The organism is Bradyrhizobium sp. BR 10289, assembly GCF_019455385.1.
In the GTDB taxonomy this organism is placed as follows: Bacteria; Pseudomonadota; Alphaproteobacteria; order Rhizobiales; family Xanthobacteraceae; genus Bradyrhizobium.
In genome coordinates, this window is the sequence record NZ_JACOFR010000007.1 from 35,491 (window position 1) to 59,956 (window position 24,466).

18 protein-coding genes are annotated in these 24,466 nt (G+C 64.5%); 10 read left to right on the forward strand and 8 right to left on the reverse strand.

Going from position 1 to position 24,466, the window contains the following annotated elements; all coding sequences use genetic code 11:
- Positions 1-3 precede the first annotated feature (3 nt).
- The 3 genes from HYH08_RS14315 to HYH08_RS14325 all read right to left on the reverse strand — a co-directional run bounded on the left by HYH08_RS14315 (position 4) and on the right by HYH08_RS14325 (position 5,952).
- Positions 4-3,120, reverse strand: a complete 3,117-nt coding sequence (locus HYH08_RS14315; protein ID WP_220010457.1) for an efflux RND transporter permease subunit — start codon at positions 3,118-3,120, stop codon at positions 4-6.
- A gap of 35 nt (positions 3,121-3,155) precedes the next feature.
- Positions 3,156-4,406: an efflux RND transporter periplasmic adaptor subunit gene (locus tag HYH08_RS14320; protein ID WP_220010458.1), complete on the reverse strand. Its 1,251-nt coding sequence runs from the start codon at positions 4,404-4,406 to the stop codon at positions 3,156-3,158.
- Between the two features lie 145 nt (positions 4,407-4,551).
- Positions 4,552-5,952 (reverse strand): CoA transferase, encoded by a 1,401-nt coding sequence (locus tag HYH08_RS14325; RefSeq protein ID WP_220010459.1) that lies wholly within the window; start codon positions 5,950-5,952, stop codon positions 4,552-4,554.
- Positions 5,953-6,010: 58 nt separating this feature from the next.
- Between HYH08_RS14325 and HYH08_RS14330 the strand changes: the two genes are divergently transcribed.
- A complete protein-coding gene (locus HYH08_RS14330; protein ID WP_100230195.1) occupies positions 6,011-6,298 on the forward strand; it encodes a hypothetical protein in 288 nt (95 codons plus the stop codon).
- 95 nt (positions 6,299-6,393) lie between these two features.
- On the opposite strand, the gene HYH08_RS14335 is transcribed toward HYH08_RS14330, so the two are convergent.
- The 4 genes from HYH08_RS14335 to HYH08_RS14350 all read right to left on the reverse strand — a co-directional run bounded on the left by HYH08_RS14335 (position 6,394) and on the right by HYH08_RS14350 (position 12,950).
- Positions 6,394-7,113: a hypothetical protein gene (locus HYH08_RS14335; RefSeq protein WP_220010460.1), complete on the reverse strand. Its 720-nt coding sequence runs from the start codon at positions 7,111-7,113 to the stop codon at positions 6,394-6,396.
- Between the two features lie 107 nt (positions 7,114-7,220).
- Positions 7,221-10,604, reverse strand: coding sequence for an error-prone DNA polymerase (locus tag HYH08_RS14340; protein WP_220010461.1), 3,384 nt, complete (start codon positions 10,602-10,604; stop codon positions 7,221-7,223).
- Positions 10,601-12,247 (reverse strand): Y-family DNA polymerase, encoded by a 1,647-nt coding sequence (locus HYH08_RS14345; RefSeq protein ID WP_220010462.1) that lies wholly within the window; start codon positions 12,245-12,247, stop codon positions 10,601-10,603. The genes HYH08_RS14340 and HYH08_RS14345 overlap by 4 nt, the downstream gene beginning before the upstream one ends.
- Positions 12,150-12,950 (reverse strand): ImuA family protein, encoded by an 801-nt coding sequence (locus HYH08_RS14350; protein WP_220010463.1) that lies wholly within the window; start codon positions 12,948-12,950, stop codon positions 12,150-12,152. Before HYH08_RS14350 ends, HYH08_RS14345 begins: the two co-directional genes overlap by 98 nt.
- Before the next feature lie 163 nt (positions 12,951-13,113).
- On the opposite strand from HYH08_RS14350, the gene HYH08_RS14355 reads away from it, so the two are divergent.
- From HYH08_RS14355 to HYH08_RS14365, 3 genes are all read left to right on the forward strand, one after another.
- A complete protein-coding gene (locus HYH08_RS14355) occupies positions 13,114-14,349 on the forward strand; it encodes a putative DNA modification/repair radical SAM protein (protein ID WP_220010464.1) in 1,236 nt (411 codons plus the stop codon).
- Positions 14,349-15,791 carry a UdgX family uracil-DNA binding protein gene (locus HYH08_RS14360; protein ID WP_220010465.1) on the forward strand — a complete coding sequence of 481 codons (1,443 nt, stop codon included), beginning with the start codon at positions 14,349-14,351 and terminating at the stop codon, positions 15,789-15,791. Before HYH08_RS14355 ends, HYH08_RS14360 begins: the two co-directional genes overlap by 1 nt.
- A gap of 96 nt (positions 15,792-15,887) precedes the next feature.
- Entirely contained in the window at positions 15,888-17,516 is a 1,629-nt protein-coding gene (locus tag HYH08_RS14365) for an inorganic phosphate transporter (RefSeq protein WP_220010466.1), read from the forward strand.
- 76 nt (positions 17,517-17,592) lie between these two features.
- Here the strand turns inward: HYH08_RS14365 and HYH08_RS14370 are convergent, their stop codons facing one another.
- Complete coding sequence (locus HYH08_RS14370; RefSeq protein ID WP_220010467.1) at positions 17,593-18,765, reverse strand: M20 aminoacylase family protein; 1,173 nt, start codon at positions 18,763-18,765, stop codon at positions 17,593-17,595.
- Between the two features lie 175 nt (positions 18,766-18,940).
- Here HYH08_RS14370 and HYH08_RS14375 point away from each other — a divergent pair, with 175 nt between their 5' ends.
- The 6 genes from HYH08_RS14375 to HYH08_RS14400 all read left to right on the forward strand — a co-directional run bounded on the left by HYH08_RS14375 (position 18,941) and on the right by HYH08_RS14400 (position 24,440).
- Positions 18,941-20,560 carry a GMC family oxidoreductase gene (locus HYH08_RS14375; protein WP_220010468.1) on the forward strand — a complete coding sequence of 540 codons (1,620 nt, stop codon included), beginning with the start codon at positions 18,941-18,943 and terminating at the stop codon, positions 20,558-20,560.
- A gap of 12 nt (positions 20,561-20,572) precedes the next feature.
- On the forward strand, positions 20,573-21,451 hold the full coding sequence (locus tag HYH08_RS14380) for an alpha/beta fold hydrolase (protein ID WP_220010469.1): 879 nt from the start codon (positions 20,573-20,575) through the stop codon (positions 21,449-21,451).
- Between the two features lie 238 nt (positions 21,452-21,689).
- Positions 21,690-22,634, forward strand: a complete 945-nt coding sequence (locus tag HYH08_RS14385; RefSeq protein WP_220010470.1) for a metallophosphoesterase family protein — start codon at positions 21,690-21,692, stop codon at positions 22,632-22,634.
- Between the two features lie 24 nt (positions 22,635-22,658).
- Positions 22,659-22,985, forward strand: coding sequence for a cupredoxin domain-containing protein (locus HYH08_RS14390; RefSeq protein WP_220010471.1), 327 nt, complete (start codon positions 22,659-22,661; stop codon positions 22,983-22,985).
- 142 nt (positions 22,986-23,127) lie between these two features.
- Positions 23,128-23,676: a sigma-70 family RNA polymerase sigma factor gene (locus HYH08_RS14395; protein ID WP_220010472.1), complete on the forward strand. Its 549-nt coding sequence runs from the start codon at positions 23,128-23,130 to the stop codon at positions 23,674-23,676.
- Positions 23,673-24,440 (forward strand): anti-sigma factor family protein, encoded by a 768-nt coding sequence (locus HYH08_RS14400; RefSeq protein ID WP_220010473.1) that lies wholly within the window; start codon positions 23,673-23,675, stop codon positions 24,438-24,440. Before HYH08_RS14395 ends, HYH08_RS14400 begins: the two co-directional genes overlap by 4 nt.
- Positions 24,441-24,466: the final 26 nt, after the last annotated feature.

The window sequence follows — 24,466 nt, forward strand, 5'->3', positions numbered from 1 at the left end:
CGATCAGCGCGCGCGGCGGGAGAAGAAGGAGATCAGCACCGGCAAGGTCACGAGAATCACGACCGGGGCCAGCATCATGCCGGTGACGACGACGACAGCGAGCGGCTTCTGCACCTGCGAGCCGATGCCTTCGGACAGCGCGGCGGGCAGCAGGCCGACGCCGGCGACGACGCACGTCATCAGCACGGGCCGGAGCTGAAGCTCGCCGGTGCGGATCACCGCGCTCATGCGGTCCATGCCTTCTTCCATCAGCTGGTTGAACTGCGACAGGATGATGATGCCGTCCATCACGGCGATGCCGAACAGCGCGATGAAGCCGATCGCCGCGGAGACGCTGAAAGCCGTGCCTGATATCAACAGGCCGAGTACGCCGCCGAAGATCGCCATCGGGATCACGCTCATCGCCAGCAGCGTATCGGTCATCGAACCGAAATTGAACCACAACAGCACGCCGATCAGCCCCAGCGAGATCGGTACCACGATCGACAGCCGCCGGATCGCGTCCTGGAGATTGCCGAACTCGCCGACCCATTCCATGTGCGAGCCGGGCGGCAGCTGCACCTGCTCGGCGATCTTCTGCTGCGCCTCGCGGATGGCGCTACCGAGGTCGCGCTCGCGCACCGAGAACTTGATCGGCAAATAGCGCTCCTGCTGCTCGCGATAGATGTAGGCCGCACCCGAGACGAGGCTAATGCTGGCGACTTCGCTGAGCGGAATCTGCGTGACGGTGCCGTTCGGCCCCGGCGCACCGATCCGCAAATTCTGGATCACCTCCGCGCTCCTGCGGAATTCCGGCGCGAGCCGAACGATGATCGGGAAATGCCGGTCGGAGCCGGGCTCGTAGATATCGCCCGCGGTATCGCCGCCGATCGCGACCTTGATGGTGGCGTTGATGTCGCCAGGCGCAAGGCCGTAGCGCGCCGCCTTGGCGCGGTCGATGTCGATCTGGATGGTCGGCTGTCCCAGCGAGGTGAACACAGCAAGGTCGGTGACGCCCTGCACGGTCGCCAGCACCTGCTTGATCTTGTTGGCGGTGTCGGTCAGCGCCTGGAGATCACTGCCGAACAGCTTGATCGAGTTCTCGCCCTTCACGCCGGAGACGGCTTCGGAGACGTTGTCCTGGAGATATTGCGAGAAGTTGAACTCGACGCCGGGGAAGCGGTCGTCGAGCTGCTTGAGCAACTGCGCGGTCAGCTCTTCCTTGTCGTGGGTACCGGGCCATTGGCTGGCGGGCTTGAGTGGGGCGAAGAACTCGGCGTTGAAGAAGCCGGCGGCGTCGGTGCCGTCGTCGGGACGGCCATGCTGAGACACCACGGACTCGACCTCGGGCCGGGCCCGGATCAGCTTGCGCATCTCGTTGACGTAGCTGTTGCCTTCCTGCAGCGAGATGGTCGGCGGCAGCGTGGCGCGGATCCAGAGATTGCCCTCTTCCAGCTTGGGCAGGAATTCGAGACCGAGCAGCCGGCCGAGCGCCACCGTCATCAGCACGAGGCCGACCGCGCCGCCAAGCACGATGTTGCGGTTGGCGACCGCCCAGTTCAGCACCGGCATGTAGAGCCGGTGCAGGATCAGCATCACCTTTGTCTCGGTCTCCTCGACATGCGCCGGCAGGATGATCGCCGACAGCGCCGGGGTGACAGTAAAGGTCGCAAGCAGGCCGCCGGCCAGCGCATAGGCATAGGTGCGCGCCATCGGCCCGAAGATGTTGCCTTCGACGCCCGACAGCGTGAACAGCGGCAGGAAGGCCGCGATGATGATCGCAGCTGCAAAGAAGATCGAGCGCGACACGTCGGCGGCGGCGCTGAGGATGGCATGGCTCTTCATGCCAAACAGCGTTTCGGGCGACATATGCTCGGATTCCGAGACAGGGGTCGTCTGCGTCAGCCGTCGGAAGATCGCCTCCACCATGATGACGGTGGCATCGACGATCAGGCCGAAATCGATCGCGCCGACTGACAGCAGATTGGCCGATTCGCCGCGCAGCACCAGAATGATCACGGCGAAGAACAGCGCGAACGGAATGGTGGCGCCGACGATCAATGCGCTGCGGAGATCGCCAAGAAAGATCCATTGCAGCAGCACGATCAGCAGAATACCGACCACCATATTGTGCAGCACGGTGTGGGTGGTGAGCTCGATCAGATCGCCGCGGTCGTAGATGCGCTCGATGCGCACGCCCGGCGGCAGGATGCTGGAGTTGTTGATCTGCTGCACCAGCTGATGGACGCGCTTGATGGTCGGCGAGCTCTGCTCGCCGCGGCGCATCAGCACGATGCCCTGCACGATGTCGTCGGAATCGTCGATGCCGGCGATGCCGAGCCGGGGCCTCTGCCCGACCGTGACGGTGGCGACGTCCTTGACCAGCACCGGATTGCCGTTGGTCTGGGCGATCATGGTGTTGGCGAGGTCGTCGATCGAGCGGATCAGGCCGACGCCGCGCACCACGGCCGATTGCTGGCCGATATTGACGGTGTTGCCGCCGACATTGACGTTGGAATTGCTGACGGCCTGCAGCACTTGCGGCAGCGTCAGGCCGTTGGCGACCAGCTTGTTGTTGTCGACCTGGAGTTCGTAGGTCTTGCTCTTGCCGCCCCACCCCGTGACGTCGATCACCCCCGGCACGGCGCGGAAGCGGCGCTGGAGCACCCAGTCCTGAATGGTCTTGAGATCGAGCACGCTGTAGTTCGGCGGGCCGACCAGGCGGTAGCGGAAGATTTCACCGATCGGGCTCAGCGGCGATATCTGCGGTTGCACGTTGCCCGGCAGCGGCGCGAGCTGCGCCAGGCGATTCAACACCTGCTGCAACGCCTCGTCATAGGTGTAGGCGAAGGAGAACTGCAGTTTGATGTCGGACAGGCCGTAGAGCGAGATGGTGCGGATGGTCGTGAGGTTCTTCAGACCCGCGACCTGGGTCTCGATCGGGATCGTGATGTAGCGCTCGATCTCTTCCGCCGACAGGCCCGGCGACTGCGTCACGATGTCGACCATCGGCGGTGTCGGATCGGGATAGGCTTCGATGTTGAGCTGGTTGAAGGCAATCAGGCCGCCGATCAGCACGGCGACGAACATGCCGACCATTAGGAAGCGCCGGTTGACGGCAAGTGCGACGAGGCGATCCATTCAGGTCTTCAGTTATCTTGTTCTTGGGTCGCCGATCAGCTGCCGGACGCCGCGCGGTCGATAAACAGGCTGCCCTTGACGACGATCTGCTCACCGGGCTTCAGATTGCTGGTGACCTCGACGAGGTTGCCGTTGATGAGCCCGGTCTTGATCTCGCGCAGCTCGACGGACTTGTCCTCGCGCGCGACCCAGAGGCGGACCTTGTCGGCTTCATAGATCAAGGCCTGCTTCGGGACCGCCGGCGCGGCGCGGTCGCCGGCCGAGTAGATCGTGACGTTGGCGAACATCTCCGGCTTGAGCAGGCCATCCTTGTTGTCGATGGTGGCGCGCACCAGCAGACGGCGGGTGCTCGGATCGATCGCGGCGGCAACGTAGTTGATCTTGGCGGTGAGCGGGCGGCCCGGCAGCGCCATCACGTTGACGGTGATGTCCTGCCCGACGCAAACCGCGGCCGCATCGCTCTCGCGCACGAAGGCGGTGAGCCAGACCGTGGAGAGGTCGCCGACCACGAAGACCGGATCGCTGGCGCCCGCGCTCACATACTGGCCGGGGCCGATCTTGCGCTGCACGACGGTGCCGGCGATAGGCGAGTAGATCGTGATCTCCCGATCGATCACGCCCTTGTCCTGGAACGCCTTGATGGTCTCATCGGTGAAGCCGAGGATGCGCAGCTTGTTGCGTGCCGCCTCCAGCGCGGTCACCGAGGAGCGCATGTCGTTCTGCGCCTGGACCTGGGTCGCTTCCGCCTGCTGATAGTCCTTCAGCGGAATGGCATGGCCCTCATAGAGATCCTTGGCACGCTTGAACTGGATGTCGGCCAGATCGATCGCCGACTTCGCCTTGTTCTGCGCGGTCATCGCCGCGATGAAATCGTTCTGGGCCTGCACGGTGTCGGCGGCCTCGATCGTGAACAGCGGTTGACCCTGCTTCAGGGTCTCGCCCGGCTTGGCGAGCAGCTTGGTGACGCGGCCCGCATAGGGCGAGAACACCGGCGTCGAGCGGTCCTCGTCGACCGCGACCTTGCCTTCGGTGACATATTCGGCCCGGAAGGTCTTGGCCTTGACCGGCTCGATCGTCAGCGTCGCCCATTCGGACGGCGTCGGCGTGAAGTTCTGCGCATTCCTGCGCGACTGGCTGGAGATCTCGGAGTGGCTTTTGTCCTTGGCCGTGCTCCCCGCATAGAAAAAGCCATAGGCGCCGGCGCCGACAAGTGCCAGTAAAACTACGGATGTGATCATCCGTTGTTTTGTAAACACCTGCAAACGCTTGGTATTTTCAACTACCATGGGGCCCGGTCGTATCTGCGACGATCTCGGCAGACGCCTGCCTTGTCGGTCGCGCTAATAGTGCCGAATTAGGATTTCAAACAACCTAAAAAACGCTTCGCACCTTTCGAACTGCGTTAAAATTCTGCGACGCGTCAGCTTCACGTCAGTTTCGCGCCGGCCATGTCGCGGGATGACTGCCGAGTGGCATCGCCGGACGGCGCCACCCTGCCGGCGTCTTCGACAACAACGCCGAATGCTGCACCGCCTTCAATGTGCCGAAACCAGATGACACGCTTTCGATGAACGCAGCATGTACGGCTTCCCCCGTAAGATCCGGGGTGGTCAGCCCGCCATCGAGCCGGCCGAGATTCCACAGCCAGCGCCCGGTCTGGGCCAGCGACACGCGCACATGCCAGCTGCCGCCTTCCCTCGCCTGGCGCGCCTTGGCCATCATCGCGCCGAACGCCATCAGATAGCCGGTGGCGTGGTCGAGCATCTGCGCCGGCAACTCCTTGGGCCCATCAATGCCGGCGGCCTTTCCTTCCGCGTGGTTGAAGCCCGTCGCGGTCTGCACCAGCGAGTCGAAGCCGCGCCGCTCGGCCCAGGGACCGGTATGGCCATAGGCCGACAGCGTCACGTAGATGATGCCGGGATTGATGGTCGCGGCCTCCTCGGGCGAGAAGCCGAGGGCCGCAAGCGCACGCGGGCGATAGCCTTGCGAGAAAATGTCGGCGTCCTTCAGAAGCTCGCGCAGCTGCGCGCGGCCAGTCTCTGTCTTCAGCTCGACGAAGGTGGTGAGCTTGCCGCGGCCGGTGTCGATGGTGAGCCAGGGAATGGCGGGGAGATCGGGCCCCGACACCAGCAGCACGTCCGCACCGTGCGCGGCGAGCGTGCGGCCGGCTACGGGTCCTGCGATGACGCGGGAGAGATCGAGCACGCGCAGGCCGGCGAGCGGGCGATCGCCTCGAGGCCACGGCTTCGGATCGGCATCGCCGATCTTCTCGATCGCGACCAGCGGCAGCCCGGCGAGCGCACGCGCCTGCGGCAGCGCCGACCATTCGTCGTGGCTGCGCATCAGCGCAACGACGCCGCCTGCGGCATAGGCCGCGGTCTCGAAGTCCTCGCCCTTCCACTGCATCAGTGCAGCCTGCACCGTCTCGCGCTCCGGCGCGCAGGCCAGCACCTTGCAGACGGCGTTGCGATGGTGCGGAAAATTGGTGTGGCAGCGGACGAAACGATCGTCGCCGGTCTTGTAGACGCCGGCGATTGCGTCCCACGCGGGAGGCGGCGGCTTGTCGTCGAGGCGGAGATAACGCTCGGAGCGGCATTCGGCGACGGCGTGGCGCATGTCGACGGTGACGTCCTGCGCCTCGCCGCTGCGCATTCGCCAGATCTCGGCGGCGGCCATGCCTGCAGCTGCGATCGTCGTTTGGCCAGCGACGGCGACACGGAACGAGGACGGGATCTGCGGCTCTTCTCCGGTCAGCCGCACGCGTGCGAGCGCGGCCGGGTCACCGCCGACAGAGGTCCACATATCCTTGAGAATATCGGAGGGGCTTTGCATGGCCGCTTGTCTCCCTTAGTTTTTCTGCCGACCTCCATTAGCACATAAAGGAAGGGCAATGGCCGCCATCGATCCCCTCACCGCAGGCGCCGTGTTCGTCGCAACGGCGGCCACCGACGCGGTCTATGTGATGTTCACCTCGGCCGTCGTCGCGCGCAAGCGCGTGCCCGCCGCGACCTGGAGCGCGATCTGGTATCTGCTCTCCTCCTACGCGGTGATCAGCTACACCGAAAACGCCTTCTATGTCGCTTTCGCGGCGATCGGCTCCTGGGTCGGCGCCTATGCCTCGCTGACCTTCCTGCACCGCCCGCCCGGCGGCCCGCCGGTGGGCGCCGCGCCGGAATGAGGTGGGGCTCTCTCCACGTCATTGCGAGGAGGCTTCGCTTTCGCTCGCAATGACAGCTGAATGAGACTACGCGGATTTTGATCAGGATCCGAAGGCTAAGACCCCAGCGACACCGATGCGCGTTTTCGTCGCCTGCTGATCAGCCAGGTCATCCACCTGATGATCCAGTCCGGAGCGTTTAGATGGCGCAATGTTTTGATTTGTCCGTCCTCTTCGCGCGTACGGAAGCTTGCATCGGCAAAATAGCCGTCGTGATCCGCAGCACACCACTCCAACGTACGCGCGATCTCATCCCGAAGCACCTCGGTGTTCGGCAATTTGCCGAGGAAGCGCAACTCCTGGCGAAGGCAGATCGCTTCGATCCGGATACGCATCGCCTCGACATAAGAGATTCCCCAGCCTTCGAGGCGCGCGTGGGTTGCTTCATGGATAAAGGTAGACGCGATCTGCTCCAAGGTCGTCGTGTCTCCGAGAATGTAGCGCTCGTCGACCACGCAAGCGTTCATCGACCGATCATAGTGTGCTTGGGCGCTGGGGAGCAGAGTCACCCATATCCGGTCGAGATCGCGCGTGATCCGGGTATAGCCGAGCCGGTCGTAGCGCTTGATGAGCTGGAGAGCTTCTTCCACGCGGCGTAGCGCCGAATGGGGCTTGCCTTCGAACGATCCGACCCAAAGTCCATCGATTGTACTGCCTTTGGACAACCAGAGAGCCAGCCTGTCGATACAAGCCGGCTGCCGATCCAACTTCACGGCAACGGCGAGGCCACGCGACCGTTGCAACGATTCTGGCTGCCGCAAGAAGTCCCCCGCCATGTCCAAATCGAATTAAGCGAACCATATCGACCACTCTCTTTCAGGTTGTTTAGGGGCTTGATTCAAATTGTCTCGGTCGCAAGGGAAACTGTCCGGCGAAGCGATCTTCAATGAAAATCCCTTGACGGCGGCAGGATGCGGACGTTGCGGGGGTGGCGGATTTTTTGCGCGGGCATGTCCCCGAGAGTGCGGCGATCTTCGTTGAGCGGCTCGACCACGGTGGCACCCGCCGGCACCGGAGGCGTGCGGCTCAGCGCATCATTGGCAAGGCCGACCAGATCGTGCGAGCGGTCGATAATGCGCTGGGCGATCAGATGCGTGACCTTCTCCGGGCTGCTCTGGATATAGCCCTGAACCTCGATGAGGCGCGCGCCCATCACCTCCTTGCGGTACTGCTCCATCACCTTGGGCCACACCACGACATTGGCGATGCCGGTTTCGTCCTCCAGCGTCATGAACACCACGCCGCTGGCACTGCCCGGCCGCTGCCGCACCAGCACCACGCCGGCGCAGCGGACGCGGCGCCGCTCGTTCTCGTGGCTGATCTCCTTGCAGGCGACGATCCGCTCGCGCGAAAACATCGCGCGCAAGAACTCCATCGGATGCCCCTTCAGCGACAGGCGGATGGTCTGGTAGTCCGCGACCACCTGTTCGGAACGCGGCATCACTGGCAGCGGCTTGGCGTGCTCGTCGGGCTGCTCGCGCGCGGTCGCCGCCTCGAACAGCGGCAGCGCGACGTCATCGGGCAGCCGCCGCACCTGCCACAGCGCCTCGCGGCGGTCGAGCCCGAGCGAGCGAAACGCGTCGGCATCTGCGAGCAGGATCAGCGCGCGCTTGGGCAGACCGGTGTCGCGGGCGAAATCTTCAAGCGAGGTGAACGGGCGGCGGTAGCGGGCCTTGATGATGCGATCGGCCCAGTCTTCCTGGGTAACGTATGTCTTGCCTTGTCGCTCCGCCTGCTGCTTCTTGAGTTCCTCCTCATCCGGATCGAGCCAATGGAAACCGTCGATCTGGCGGAAGCCCAAACGTACATCGCAATATTCGTTACCGTTATCTTCCAGAGTATTCTGCGCAAAGCTGTGCGTGACATCGATATCGAGAACCTTGACCCTATTCTTGATCGCATCACCGACGATCTGCGCCGGCGCATAAAAGCCCATCGGCTGCGAGTTCAACAGGCCGCAGCAGAAGGCGTCGGGATGATGGTATTTCAGCCAGGACGAGATGTAGACGAGCTGGGCGAAGCTCGCGGCATGGCTCTCGGGAAAGCCGTAGGAGCCAAAGCCCTTGATCTGATCGAAGCAGCTTCGAGCGAAATTCGGATCATAGCCGCGCGCGACCATGTTGCCGATCAGCTTCTCCTCGTATTGGCCGATGGTGCCGACATTGCGGAAGGTCGCCATCGAGCGGCGCAAGCCGTTGGCCTCCTCGGAAGTGAACTTTGCCGCCTCGATCGCGATGCGCATCGCCTGTTCCTGGAATAGCGGCACGCCCAACGTTTTGTTCAGCACATTGTAAAGCTCGTTTTTGTCTCCTTGATCCGGTGCCGGAGACGGATAGCTCACCTTCTCCAGACCGTTCCGCCGCCGCAGATACGGATGCACCATGTCACCCTGGATCGGGCCCGGCCGCACGATCGCAACTTCGATGACGAGATCGTAAAACGTCCGCGGCTTCAGGCGTGGCAGCATGTTCATCTGGGCCCGGCTCTCCACCTGGAAAACGCCGAGCGACTCGCCCCGCTGCAGCATTTGGTAGACCTCGTCGTCATCCTCCCCCTGAATATCGGACAGAACGTAACGCTTGCCCTTGTGGTCCGCGATCAGATCAAAGCATTTCCTGATGCAAGTCAGCATGCCCAGCGCGAGCACGTCGACCTTCATCATGCTCAGCGCATCGACGTCGTCCTTGTCCCATTCGATGAAGGTGCGGTCGTCCATCGCGGCATTGCCGATCGGCACATAGGTGTCGAGCCGGTCCTGCGTCAGCACATAGCCGCCGACATGCTGGGAGAGATGACGCGGGAATTCGATCAATTCGGTCGCAAGCTCGACCGCGAGGTTGATCATGGGATTTTTGGGATCGAGCCCGGCCTGCCGGACCTGCATCTCATTGAGGCCACTGCCCCAGCTGCCCCACACGGTGTCGGCGAGCGCGGCGGTGACGTCCTCGGTCAGGCCGAGCGCCTTGCCGACGTCGCGGATGGCGCTGCGCGGGCGGTAGTGGATGACGGTCGCGATGATCGCGGCGCGGTGACGGCCATAGCGGCGATAGACATATTGCATCACCTCCTCGCGCCGGGAGTGCTCGAAATCGACGTCGATGTCGGGCGGCTCCAGCCGCTCCTTGGAGATGAAGCGTTCGAACAGCAGATCGACCTTGGTCGGGTCGACCGAGGTGATGCCGAGCACGTAGCAGACCGCCGAATTCGCCGCCGATCCCCGTCCCTGACACAGAATGTTCTGGCTGCGGGCGTAATGGACGATGTCGTGCACGGTGAGGAAGTAATGCGCGTATTTCAGCTCGGCGATCAGCGCGAGTTCCTTCTTCAGGGTGGCGCGCAGCTTTTCATCAATGTTATCGATGCCGCCGAAATATTTATCGACGCCCGCCCAGGTCAGATCCTCCAGATGCCCCTGCGCGGTCTTGCCCGGCGGCACCGGCTCGTCCGGATATTGATATTTGAGCTGGTCGAGCGTGAAATCGATCCTGTCCGCAAAGCGCAACGTCTGTGCGATCGCGTCGGGAAAATCGCGGAACAGCCGGGCCATCTCGCGGGGCGTTTTCAAAAACCGCTCGGCATTGGCTTCGAGCTTCCGCCCGACCGCCTCGATCGTGGTCTTTTCCCGGATGCAGGTCAGCACATCCTGCAGCGGACGGCGGCCGGGATCGTGATAGAGCACTTCGTTGGTCGCGAGCAGCGGCACTTTTGCTGTTGCGGCGAGATCGTCGAGCCGCGCCAGGCGGCGGCGATCGTCGCCGCGATAGACGAGGCTCGCCGCTAGCCATACGCCCTCGGCGCGGCTCGCTTTCAGCTTTGCAAGAATATCCAGTGCCTGCGCGGGATCGAAACGATGCGGCAGCGTCAGGATCAGGAGCTGGCCTTCCGAAAATTCCAGAAGATCGGCGAAGCTGAGACGGCATTCGCCCTTCTCGATCCGCGTGATGTCGTCGCCGCGCTTGCCCCTTGTGAGAAGCTGGCACAACCGGCCATAGGCGGCGCGGTCGCGCGGATAGACAAAAATATCGGGCGTGCCGTCGATGAAGACGATGCGGGCGCCGATCAAGAGCTTCGGCTTGTGCAGCACCTTGTCATTATCCAGCTCCTTCCAGGCGCGCACCACGCCGGCGAGCGTGTTGTAATCGGCAATGCCGATCACGGGAATGCCGAGCCTGCTCGCCTGATGCACATAGGCGCGCGGATCCGAGCCGCCGCGCAGGAAAGAGAAGTTGGTGGTGATGCCGATCTCGGCATAGGCGGGCGCACTCATGCGAAGAGACCGTGCACGTACCATTTGGGCGGTGCAGGCTCGCCATCGGCGTTGAACACCTCTCCCTCGTAGAGACCATCGCGAAAGATCCAGAAGCGCAGGCCCTCGGCATCCTCGATTCGGAAATAATCCCGCGTCAGTTGCTTGCCGTCCTGCCGCCACCATTCCATGGCGATGCGCTCGGGCCCCTCCACGCGCACCACCGCATGTTTCGCGCGGCGCCAGGTGAATTGATGCGGCGGGCCGTCAGGCACGGTCGCGAACGGCACGGTGACCAGCTCCGGCTGATCGAACAGTCGCAAGGGGCGCAGCGGCGGCTCGCTCTCGACGCGATCAGGCCATTCGGCCTTCTGGGCTGCGGCGAGATGATGCTGGGCAGGCGCGGCCAGCACCGCGCATTCGGGAATATGCGTATCCTGCGGCAGATGCACGACGACGCGCTTTCCCCCGATGCGCGCGGCGATGCGGTCGATCAACGCGGCGAGTTCGTCATTGTCGTGGACATGGGCGTCGAGATCGCGCTGCTCCTGCACCACGACCTCGGTACGGCTCGCCGACAGCCGCACCATGTCGAAGCCGAAGCCGGGATCGAGGGGATCGGCGAGCGCATCGAGACGCTCGCGAAACAGGCGGTCGATCACGACGCTGCGCGTCACGGGACGTCCGGTCTCGACCATGATGGCGCGCACCACGCCGTCAGTGCGAAAGAATGCCGCTTCCAGCCGCCGCGCGCCCTTGCCCTGCTTCTCCATCGACGCGATCAACGTGTCCGCCAGCTGCGACAACGTCATCGCAATCATGGTGTCGGTCGCGATCGGCTCGGCAAAGCGCTTTTCCACGATGTAATCGGGCAGCGGTTTTCGCGGGCTGATCGGCGCATCGCCCTGCCCCAGCGCATGGGCGAGCAGCGTGGAGAAGCGCGCGCCGAACCGCGCCGTGATCTCGCTGGGCGAACGCGAAGCGACATCACCGATCGTCTTCAAGCCGGCACGGCGCAAGCCGGTGGTGGTGGCTTCGCCAGCACCGAGCGCGGAGACCGGAAACCGGTCGATCGCCGCCGCCTCCCCGCCATCGGCCACGATGACGCCGGGCGTCTGCCGGGTCAGCGTGCGCGCGCAGACCGAGGTGCCGGCAATCGCCGCGCTGACGGCAAAGCCCTGGCGCGCCAGCGCGCGGACCAGCGTCTGCAACAATGCGGCCTCGCCGCCGAACAGATGCGCGCAGCCGGTGATGTCGAGAAACAGCCCGTGCGGCGGATCGAGCGCCACCAGCGGTGTGAAGCGGTCGCACCAGTCGGCGATGTCGCTGAGCGTTTTCGCATCGGCCACGACATCGGCGTCGAACACGCGTAAATCCGGACACATCGCCCGGGCGTTCGCGAGCGGCTGGCCGATGTGCAGACCGAGGCGCTCGGCGGCCTTGTCCAGCGCGTGGATCACCAAAGCATTGCTGTCCTTGATGACAACGATGCTGGGCTTATCTTTTTGTTTTGACGCGTTTTCTTCACGCGAACCGGTACCCACTTCGCTTGAAAACGCTTTGGTTTTACCCAGCGCGCCGAAGAACCGCTGGATCCGGTCGATGGGCAGGCGTGGCAGCCACAGGCTGAGGATACGTCGACGGTTCACTGAACTGGCACTCATCACATTTCCATTCCATGATCCACCGGCCGCAGGGGCCGTGACGATTGCGCAACAGCTCGGCATCGAAGCGCGGCGCACCCCAGGCACTCCAAGGCGCCGCAGGCATTGAAGCCGGGCCCGGCGGCGAATGCGCCGCGCGCAGCATCCATCGCGTCTCCGCGGTCGAGGGCAGCGGCTGCGCAGCCATGCGCAGCATCAGCCCGGTGACGCCGGACGATTGCGCAGCCAGCGTCAGCTTGCGGCTCGCCACGAGATCGAACTGCCTGACTTCGCCCCAGAGCTCGAGCACGACGGCACCGAGCGCATCGCAGGCGAGCGCATCAGCCGCGCTCCGCAGCGCGCTCTCGACATCGGCGGCGCGCACCGTCACCACGCGGCGCGGATCGAGGCCGAGCTCGGCGAGCCCGCTCATCGACAGCGCGCCGGCTTCGAGTTCTGAAAAATCCTGCCGCACCCACAGCAGCGGCTTGCGCGCCGTCACGCGCCCGGCAAGCCCGGTGACAAAACCCGTCGCGGCCGCGCCCTGGCGCCCCTCGCAAAACACCTCATGGATCGCCGCGCGCGCGAGCCCGCCCTTCAGCGCGGCGTCGGCTTCGCGATGGCCGAGCGCAACGCGATCATGCTGGTGCACGACCTCCGCCGTCTCGATGCGCTCGATCTGGCCGCGCAAGGTCGCAAGCGCGCTTAGACGTGCGCCGCTCATATACGCCGCTCCTTCAGAGGTGATTGCCGGAAGCTCTCAAAAAGAGAACCAGCGGCTGGCTCATTTGTTCATGATATGTTCTAATATAAAGCTAACGAGGCCGGGTGAGTCAATCGAATTGGTGCTCATTCGGATTCGCAAGCTGAATCAAAGGGATTCCGGAATGGACGTACAACGCAAGCTGGAAATTCTGGCGGATGCCGCCAAGTACGACGCTTCCTGCGCCTCCAGCGGCACCGAGAAACGGGATTCCAGCGACGGCAAGGGCATGGGCTCGACCGCGCCAGGCATGGGCATCTGCCATTCCTATGCACCGGATGGACGCTGCATCTCGCTGCTCAAGGTGCTGCTCACCAACGCCTGCAATTACGATTGCCTCTATTGCGTCAACCGCGCCTCCTCCAACGTGCCGCGCGCCCGCTTCACCATCGACGAAGTGGTCAAGCTCACGCTCGACTTCTACCGGCGCAATTACATCGAGGGCCTTTTCCTCTCCTCCGGCATCATCCGCAGCCCCGACTACACCATGGAGCAAGTGGTCAGCGTCGCGCGAAAGCTGCGCGAGGAGCATCACTTCCGCGGCTACATTCATCTGAAGACCATTCCCGAGGCCGACGACGCGCTGATCGCGGAGGCCGGCAAATATGCCGACCGTCTCTCCATCAACATCGAGATGCCGGAGGAGACGAGCCTGCAGCAATTCGCGCCGGAGAAGGATGTGCGCGCGATCCGCCGCACTATGGGCCGGCTGCGGCTGAAGCTCGACGAGGCCGAGGAAGGCCGCGCCGCAAAGACGAAAGCCAGGCCTCAACGTTTTGCGCCCGCAGGCCAGAGCACGCAGATGATCGTCGGCGCAGACAGCGCCAATGACCACACCATCCTCCACACCAGCGCCAATCTCTACGGCTCCTACCGGCTGCGGCGCGTCTATTATTCCGCCTTCAGCCCGATCCCCGACGCCAGCCGCGCGTTGCCGCTGGTGCAGCCGCCGCTGCTGCGCGAGCACCGGCTCTACCAGGCCGACTGGCTGATGCGGTTCTACGGTTTCGACGTTGCGGAGATCGTCGATGACAGCGCGATGCTGCCGCTCGACATCGACCCAAAACTCGCCTGGGCGCTGCGCCATCGCGACCGTTTTCCGCTCGACGTCAACCGCGCCAGCCGCGAGGAGCTGCTGCGCGTACCCGGCTTCGGCACCAAGGCGGTCGAACGCATCATCGCGGCGCGGCGCACCACCACCATTCGCGTGGCGGATCTCGCACGGCTGCACGTGCCCAGGCACAAGGCGCTGCCGTTCATCGTCCTCAGCGATCACCGCCCTTCGCTGCATCGTCTCGATGCAACCGGGCTGATCGAACGGTTCAAGCCGAAGGCAACGCAACTGGGGTTTGGCTTCTGATGCAGTACATCATCCTCGACACTGAAACCGATTTCGACGGCTGGCGCAAAGCCGCGCGCAGCCTCGTGCTGCACCATGTGCAGCCCACCGATGTCACCTGGGCCGTGCAGGACGGCGCCGCCGATTTGTTTGCACCGCCCTCGCCGTCGCCGATCCTCGAGGTGCACGACGGCACCTTCAGCGTATCGGGCAAATTCGTCGATCTCGCCCAGTCCGCGATCCTGCATCGAGATCCCCAGCGATTTGCGATCCTCTATCGCCTGCTCTGGCGATTGAAGACCAACCACGATCTCATGGAGGTCGCGACCGATCCTGACGTCGCGCAGGTGACGGCGATGGCGCGCGCGGTCCATCGCGACGAGCACAAGATGCATGCCTTCGTGCGCTTCCGCGAGATCGGACGCGAGCGCGCCGCGCATTACGTCGCCTGGTTCGAGCCGGAACATCACATCGTCGAGCTCGCAGCGCCGTTCTTCGCAAAACGCTTTGCCGACATGCCCTGGTCGATCCTGACGCCTGACCTCTGCGCGCATTGGGACGGCCATGCGATCTCGTACACGCCGGGCGTCAGCAGGAACGACGCACCGGGCGAAGACCGGCTGGAGGAGACATGGCGGCGCTACTATGCCAGCATCTTCAATCCGGCGCGGCTCAAGGTGAAGGCGATGCAGACCGAGATGCCGAAGAAATACTGGAGGAACCTGCCCGAGGCCTCGATCATTAAGCCCCTGATCGAGGACGCCGAGCGCATGACCGGCGCCATGATCGCCAATGCCGCAACCGATCCGCACAAGCCTCAAAAGCGGCCGGAGGCTCCGATGCCACGCAAGACTGCCACGAATGATCTCGAAGTCCTCCGGGAGGAGGCTGCCCATTGCCGCGCCTGTCATCTCTACAAGGACGCGACCCAGACCGTATTCGGTGAAGGCCCGAAGAACGCCACCATCATGCTGGTCGGCGAGCAGCCCGGCGACAAGGAAGATCTCGCCGGCCATCCCTTTGTCGGCCCCGCCGGCCAGATGCTCGACCGCGCGCTGGAGGAAGCCGGCGTCGACCGCAAGAAGGTCTACGTCACCAATGCGGTGAAGCACTTCAAATTCGTGCCGCGCGGCAAGATCCGCCTGCACCAGAAGCCGGCCACGCCGGAGATCCGGGCCTGCCGGCAATGGTATGAGCGGGAAGTCTCGGCAATCCAGCCGGAGCTCATCGTGGCGATGGGCGCCACCGCCGCGCAGAGCGTGTTCGGCAAGATCACCCCGATCGGCAAAACCCGCGGCCGGCTCATAGAGCTTCCCGACGGGCGCAAGGCGCTCGTGACGGTGCACCCGTCCTATCTGCTGCGGCTGCCCGATCCGGAAGCCAAGGTGCAGGAATATCAGCGCTTTGTCGAAGACCTCAAGATTGCGGCAGGCTTGCAGAGAAAGGCCCCACGCGCCGCATAAACCGGTGAGAAAGCGACGTTAGGACGCAGCCTGTCATTCAGCCTTCAAATCCATCACGGACAATAGCCCTTCCAATAAGTTAAGGGGCGTCCAAAAATGACAGATGTTGCATTCGACCGTGCGGTAGGCGATCCGGCGCCTGTCCAGCCGGCCTCCCGGCCCAATCTCGACAAAGGCTTCAATCCGCTGACGATGATCCTGTTCTTCGGCGTTCTCGCCGCAGGGCTGCTTTATGTCGCCTACAGCATCTACGCCGACGTCGATGCAACCGGCGCCCGCGTCACGAGCTACGTGCCGTTCATCCTCCTGTTCGTTGCCCTGCTGATCGCGCTCGGCTTCGAATTCGTCAACGGCTTCCACGACACCGCCAACGCGGTTGCGACCGTGATCTACACCCACTCGCTGCCGGCGGAATTCGCGGTGATGTGGTCCGGCCTGTTCAACTTCCTCGGCGTCTTGACCTCGACCGGCGCGGTGGCGTTCGGCATCGTCTCGTTGCTGCCGGTGGAACTGATCCTCCAGGTCGGCTCCAGCGCGGGCTTCGCCATGGTGTTCGCGCTGCTGATCGCCGCGATCCTGTGGAACCTCGGCACCTGGTTTTTCGGCCTGCCGGCCTCCTCCTCACACACCCTGATCGGCTCGATTATCGGCGTCGGCGTCGCCAACGCGATGATGCGCGGCCGTGACGGCACCTCGGGCGTGGACTGGGGCAAGGCCACCGAGATCGGCTATGCGCTGCTGCTCTCGCCGCTGGTCGGCTTCATCTGCGCCGCCGGCCTGTTGCTGCTGCTCAAGATGATCATCAAGAACCCCGCGCTTTATTCCGCGCCCGAGGGCAACAAGGCCCCGCCGATCTGGATCCGCGGCCTGCTGATCCTGACCTGCACCGGCGTCAGCTTCGCGCACGGCTCGAACGACGGCCAGAAGGGCATGGGCCTGATCATGCTGATCCTGATCGGCACCGTGCCGACCGCCTACGCGCTGAACCGCGCGCTGCCGGAGAGCCAGGTCGCCCAGTTCCAGAAGGTCTCGGACGCCGCTTCCAAGGTGATCGCGGCCAAGGGCGCCGGCCACGCGATCATCGGCGATCCCCGTCCTGCGGTGACGCAGTACATCACCTCGCACCACATCAGCGAAGGCACCTATCCCTCGCTGTCGGTGCTGGTGAAGGATGTCGGCGATCAGGTCGCCCGGTACGGCTCGCTCAATAAGGTGCCGGCGGAAGTGGTCGGCAACACCCGTAACGACATGTACCTGACCTCGGAAGCGATCCGCTTCCTGATGAAAGACAAGGAAAACGACCTCAACAAGGACGAGGTCGCGACCCTGAACGCTTACAAGGGCGGGCTCGACAGCGCGACCAAGTTCATCCCGACCTGGGTGAAGGTGGCCGTTGCGATCGCGCTCGGCCTCGGCACCATGGTCGGCTGGAAGCGCATCGTCGTCACCGTCGGCGAGAAGATCGGCAAAACCCACCTGACCTATGCGCAAGGAGCCTCCGCCGAGCTCGTCGCAGCCGGCACGATCTTCGCCGCTGACACCTTCGGCCTGCCGGTCTCGACCACCCACGTGCTGTCGTCAGGCGTCGCAGGCGCAATGGCCGCGAACGGCTCGGGCCTCCAGGTCGCCACCATCAGGAACATGGTGATGGCCTGGGTGCTGACCCTGCCCGTCGCCATCCTGCTGTCGGGCACGCTCTACGTGATCTTCTCGCGCATCTTCTGAAGCCGATCGGATCCCGCAAAGACAAAGGGCCCGTGCGATCCACGGGCCCCTTTCATGCGTGGGTCAAGGTTCGGCCCTACGACGCGGCGAGCTGCTCCTCGACCAGCTTGACCCAATAGGACGTGCCGTAGACGATCGCCTTGTCGTCAAAATTATAGGCGGGGTGATGCAGGCCGGCGCTGTCGCCGTTGCCGCAGAAGATGAAGGCGCCGGGCCGCGCTTCCAGCATGTAGGCAAAGTCCTCGCCGCCCATCAGCGGCGGCATCTCGTGCACATTGGCATCGCCCGCGACCTGTCTGGCGATGCGCCGCGCCACCTCGGTCTCCGCGGCGTGGTTGTTCACGACGGGATAGTTGCGCTTGTAGCGCAGGTCGATCTTGGCGCCGGTGATCTGCGCGACGCCCGCCACGACTTCATGCACGCGCTTCTCGACGAGCTTGCGCACCTCCGGCGACAGCGTGCGGATGGTGCCCCGTAGCGTCGCGGTCTGCGGAATGACGTTGCGGGCGTTGCCGGCGTGGAATTCGCAGATCGAGATCACCGCCGATTCCAGGGGATCGATGCTGCGCGCCACGATCGACTGCAAGGCGGTGATCACTTGCGCGCCCACCAGCACGGAGTCCACGCATTTATGCGGACGCGCGGCATGGCCGCCGAGGCCCTCGATGTTGATATCGACCTCGTCGGTCGATGCCATGATCGGACCGGGACGGATCGCGAAGGAGCCGACCGGAATGCCCGGACCGTTATGCATGCCGTAGACCTGCTCGATGCCGAAGCGCTCCATCAGGCCGTCCTTGACCATGGCCGCGCCGCCGGCGCCGCCCTCTTCGGCCGGCTGGAAGATCACCACGGCATCGCCGGCGAAGTTGCGGGTCTCCGCGAGATAGCGCGCCGCGCCGAGCAGCATCGCGGTGTGGCCGTCATGGCCGCAGGCGTGCATCTTGCCGGGCGTCTTCGAGGCGTAGGGCAGGTTGGTCTGCTCGTCGATCGGCAGCGCATCCATGTCCGCGCGCAGGCCTATGGTCCTGAGCCCCTCGCCGGCCGGCTTGCTGCCCTTGATCACGCCGACCACGCCAGTCTGGCCGAGGCCGGTCACGACCTCATCGCAGCCGAACTCGCGCAGCCGATCCGCGACGAATGCTGCGGTGCGGTGGACATCGTACAGCAGCTCCGGATGCTCATGGATGTCCCGGCGCCAAGCCTGAATATCGGGTTGGAGGTCGGCGACACGGTTCACGATGGGCATGGAAGGTCTCGAGCTTTGTTAAGAATACAGGACTGTCTACCATGCAAGCACCGGTCCACCCAACTGCCTCACATCGGGGCGTAGCCCTGCCCGTCCGGCGTGGCCGGACTTGTCCCGGTCCGCCGCGTCTGCCTATTAGGAGGGAACGTCAAGTGACCATCCGGGTGGAAACAGAATGCCGAGACGGCTCGAAGGTGAGTTTGATTACATCGTCGTCGGGGCCGGCACGGCCGGCTGCATCCTCGCCAACCGGCTCTCGGCCGACCCTCGAAATCGCGTCCTCATTCTGGAGGCCGGCGGCGACGACAACTGGATCTGGTTCCACATTCCGGTCGGCTATCTCTTCGCCATCGGCAATCCGCGCTCCGACTGGATGTTCAAGACCGAGGCCGAGCCCGGCCTGAACGGCCGCGCGCTCGCCTATCCGCGCGGCAAGGTGATCGGCGGCTGCTCGGCGATCAACGCCATGATCTCGATGCGCGGCCAGGCTGCCGATTACGATCACTGGCGCCAGCTTGGCATGACCGGCTGGAGCTATGACGACGTGCTGCCGCTGTTCAAGAAACTCGAAGACCACTTCCTGGGTGCGAGTGAGCATCATGGTGCCGGCGGCGGCTGGCGCATCGAGGCCCCCCGGCTGTCGTGGGACATTCTCGACGCCGTCGGCGACGCCGCCGAGGAAATGGGCATCAAGCGCATTCCGGATTTCAACACCGGCGACAACGAAGGCACCAGCTATTTCCATGTCAACCAGAAGCGCGGCCGGCGCTGGTCGTCGGCACGCGGCTTCCTCAAGCCGGCCTTGAGGCGCCCCAATCTGCGGCTCGAGAAGCACGTGCTGGTCGACCGTCTCATCATCGAGCAGGGCCGCGCCGTCGGCGTGCGCTTCATGCAGAACGGCGAGATCATCGAGGCGCGTGCCAGGCGCGAGGTGGTGCTCTCGGCAGGCGCGATCGGATCGGTGCAGGTGCTGCATCGCTCCGGCATCGGTCCCGCCGACTGGCTGTCGCCGCTGGGCATCGACATCGTCATGGACAAGGCCGGCGTCGGGCGTAATCTGCAGGACCATCTCCAGCAGCGTGCGATCTACAAGGTCGAGGGCGTGCGCACGCTGAACGAGACCTATTACAATCTGTTCCGGCGCGGCCTGATGGGCCTCGACTATGCCTTCCGCCGCCGCGGTCCCCTGACCATGGCGCCGTCGCAGCTCGGTATCTTCACGCGCTCGGATGCGACACGCGCGCGCGCCAACATCCAGTTCCACGTGCAGCCGCTGTCGCTCGACAAATTCGGCGATCCCCTGCACCGCTTCCCCGCCATCACCGTGAGCGCCTGCAATCTCCAGCCGACCTCGCGTGGCACCGTGCGGCTGCGCTCGGCTACGCCCGACGAGAAGCCGATCATCGCGCCGAACTATCTGTCGACCGACGATGACCGCCAGGTCGGCGCCGACGCCATCCGCACCACGCGCCGCCTGATGCAGCAGAAGGCGCTGGCGAAATATCGGCCGAGCGAATATCTGCCCGGCCCGACCGTCGGCGACGACGACGCTTCGCTGGCAAAAGCTGCCGGCGACATCGGCACCACCATCTTCCACCCCGTCGGCACCGCGAAGATGGGCGCGGTGAGCGATCCCATGGCGGTGGTCGACGAGCGCCTGCGTTTCTACGGCCTCGGAGGCTTGCGCATCGTCGATGCCTCGATCATGCCGACCATCACATCGGGCAACACCAACACGCCGACCGCGATGATCGCCGAGAAAGGCGCGACGATGATTTTGGAGGATGCGAAGTAGCATCCCGTCACCATGATCAGTCAGCGCTTTTCAATCGGCCCGGCCGGCACAGAGATCGCCATGCTGCAATGGGGCCAGAGCGGCAAGCCGCCTGCCCTGCTCGTGCACGGCACCGGTTTCGTCGCCGGCGTCTGGGACGAGGTCGCACGCGAGCTTGCATCGACCTACACCGTCTACGCGCTGGACCGCCGCGGCCATGGCGCGAGCCACAAGCCTGATACCTATCATTTCCTGGACTTTGCCGAGGATCTCTGCCGGGTGATCGATGCGCTCGATCTGCGCGACGTCTACGGGATCGGCCACAGCGCCGGCGCGACCGATCTTCTGCTCGCCGCAAAACTCTTGCCCGGACGCTTCACACGCTTGTTCGTGATGGAGCCGACCGTGATGGACCCGCACGCGGCGCGCCCCGGCGGATTGGACGACGACTCCGTGGCCCGCGTCCAGGGCGCGCTACGCCGTCGCGCGGAGTTCGACAACGCCGACGCCGTCTTTGCGCGCTACCGCACGTCACCGGCATTTGCGGACTGGACCGAGACCTCGCTGCGGGCCTATGTGCGCCACGGCTTCGTAACGCTCGACGATGGCCGGGTCCGGCTCTGTTGCACGCCGGAGATCGAGGCAGCGATTCTGCGTCCGATCTACGAGGTGATGGTGCAGATTTACGTTGGCGATGCCCGCGGCAATCCGTTTGGTTCGCTCGCCGAGATTAATTGCCCGGTGCGCGTCGCGACCAACGCGAAGTCGGGGCCGGTCTATAAGGTGATGGCGGCGCGGGCGGTGTCGCTGATTCCACGCGTCAGCACGCTGGTCTTCGAGAACGCCGGGCATTGCGTTGCGCAGGAGGTGCCGGCGGCCGTGGTGAGTGCCGTGCGGGAGTTCGCGGAGTAAATCTCGTGCCCCGGACGCTGCGCAGCACGAAGTGATGCGCTGCAGAGCCGGGGCCCATCTCACCGCGCTACGTGCCGCCTTCTGGGTCCCGGCTCTGCGCAGCAACGCTCCGCGTTGCAGCGTGTCCGGGACACGAGGCCGGTTACCTCACGAAAACGTCATCGCATCCGGGAATAACTCTCCACCGCCCCCGATCACTTCCCCGACGCCCAATTCCGGGCGAAGTGGAGACGTTGCGATGAGCGGACACGATCACGGGGACGACGGCGTCAGCCGCCGCAAGGTGCTGGAATGCATGACCTGGGCCGGCACCGGGGTGCTCTGGACCATCACGGGCGGCGTACCGCGCTCGCTCGGCATCATCGATTCCGCGCAGGCCGCCACGGCAGCTGCACCCGGCATGACCTTCCTTCAGATCAGCGACAGCCATGTCGGCTTCGACAAGCCGGCCAATCCCAACGCGCTCGGCACGCTTGAGGAGGCCGTGGGCAAGATCAACGCGATGCCGGCAAAGCCGTCGTTCATGATCCACACCGGCGACATCACCCATCTGTCCAAGGCCGCCGAGTTCGACAATGCCGAGCGCATCATCTCGCAGAGCAAGCTCGACGTGCATTACGTTCCCGGCGAGCATGACTTCCTCGACGAGGAGGTGAAATTCTATCGCGAGCGCTACGGCCGCGGTACCAAGGGCCAGGGCTGGTACTCGTTCGACGCCGGCGGCGTGCACTTCATCGGCCTCGTCAACGTCGTCGATCTGAAGGCCGGGGGCCTTGGCAATCTCGGCGCCGAGCAGCTCGCCTGGCTCGAGGACGATCTGCGCGGCAAGTCGAAATCGACGCCGATCGTTCTGTTCGCCCACATCCCGCTCTGGACGGTCTATCCCGAATGGGGCTGGGGCACCGAGGACGGCGGCCGCGCGCTGGAATACGTCAAGGGCTTTGGCTCGGTTACCGTGCTGAACGGCCATATCCACCAGGTGATGCAGAAGGTCGAGGGTAACGTCACCTTCCACACCGCGCGGTCGACCGCCTTCCCGCAGCCGGCGCCGGGCGCCGCGCCCTCGCCCGGACCGATGAAGGTCGAGGACGCCAAGCTCCGCTCCATGCTCGGCGTTGCCAGCATCAACTTCAAGCAGAACGAGCAGCGGCTGGCGATCATCGACACGCCGATCCAGGGTTGATGCAAGGCTGATCGGACACTGACCATGAAGACACTCAATCGCCGCGACTTCGGCGTCGCTGTGGCCGCGGCCATCCTGCTGCCCGCAACAACTGCCCGTGCTGCCGACGACATGGAAGTCCACATTGACAACTTCGTTTTCCAGCCGGCCGAACTCAAGATCAAGGTCGGCACCACCGTGACCTGGACCAACCGGGACGACATCCCCCACACCGTGGTGTCGGCCGGCAAGTTCAGGTCGAAGACGCTGGACACCGATGACAAGTTCTCGTTCACCTTCACCAATGCGGGCGACTACAAGTATTTTTGTTCGTTGCACCCGCACATGACGGGGATGATCAAGGTTGAGTAACGTCTCCAACCAAGGCATCAACGTCTTGCCCGGCCGGTGGTCTAACGCCGGCCGGGCTCGTGTGCCTGAGGTCACACACGCCGACAGAACGGACAGGGACGAAACGACGCCACGTGCAGAACAAGAGGCAAAGCGAGGAGCGATGCCCGCCACCGACGATTTGCAGAAGGCGCAACGCTTCCGCGAGGCGGCGCTGCCCTATCTCGACGACGTCTACACGCTCGCCCGCTATCTGCTGCGCGACGCCTCCGATGCCGAGGACGCGGTGCAGGAGTGCTATCTGCGCGCGCTGAAGCACTTTGACAGCTATCGCGGCCCGGCGATGAAGCCGTGGCTGTTCGCGATCCTGCGCAATGTCTGCAACGCCGAATATGCGCGGCGCGCGCACCGCCCGAGCGCGATCGAGGATACGCCCGGCGCCGCCGATCAGACGCCGCTGTGGCAGGAGAGCGAGGGGAGCCCGGAAACCGAAGTGCTGCGTAGCCGCGATGCGGGCGCGATCCGCAAGCTGATCGACGCGCTCGCCGAGCCATTCAAGGAAACATTCGTGCTGCGGGAGATCAACAACCTGTCCTATCGTGAAATCGCCGAGGCCGTCGGCGCCCCCGTCGGCACCGTGATGTCCCGCCTCGCCCGCGCCCGCGCCATGCTGCGCGCGGCCTGGACGGCGGAAGAGGAGCATTCGAGATGACCTGCGACGAAGCAAGGATCCTGCTTCACGCGCTGCTCGATGGCGAGCTCGATGCCGGCCACGCGCGCGAGGTCGAAGCCCACATCGCCGGCTGCCCGGACTGCGCCGCGGCGCTTGCGGCGCAGCGCGAGATGCAGCGCGTACTGGCCGACACCAATCTGCGCTACACCGCGCCGGCAAGCCTGCGCAGCCGCATTGAGGCCTCGCTGCCGCAAGCGCAGCGGCAACAGCCGACCCGCCGCTCCATGCTGCGAGGCTTCGCGATGGGCTCGGCGGTCTCCGCGCTCGCCGCCTCCGGTGTCGTCGCGTTGGTGCTGCGTCAGGACGACCAGCAGCGCATTCTGTCGGAGGTCGTCTCCGCGCATCTGCGCTCGCTCCAGGCCGGCCATCTCATCGACGTGGTCTCGACCGACCAGCATACCGTGAAGCCCTGGTTCAATGGCAAGCTCGACGTCGCCCCGCCGGTGATCGATCTCACCGCGCAAGGCTTTACGCTGGTCGGCGGCCGGCTCGACTATATCGACGCTCGCGCCATCGGCGCGGTCGTCTACAAGCGGCGGCAGCACGTGATCAATCTGTTCGTATCGCAGACCACGAGCACCGAGCACCGGCCGCCGAAGACCCAGACCATGCAGGGCTTCAACTGCCGCCGCTGGGGCGAGCGCGGGCTGAACTTCTGGGCCGTCAGCGATATCGGCGGCGACGAGCTCGCCGAGTTCGTCGACAAGTTCGAGGCGGCGATGAAGGCGAATGTGGAGGGCTAGATGTATCTACGCCGTCATTGCGAGCG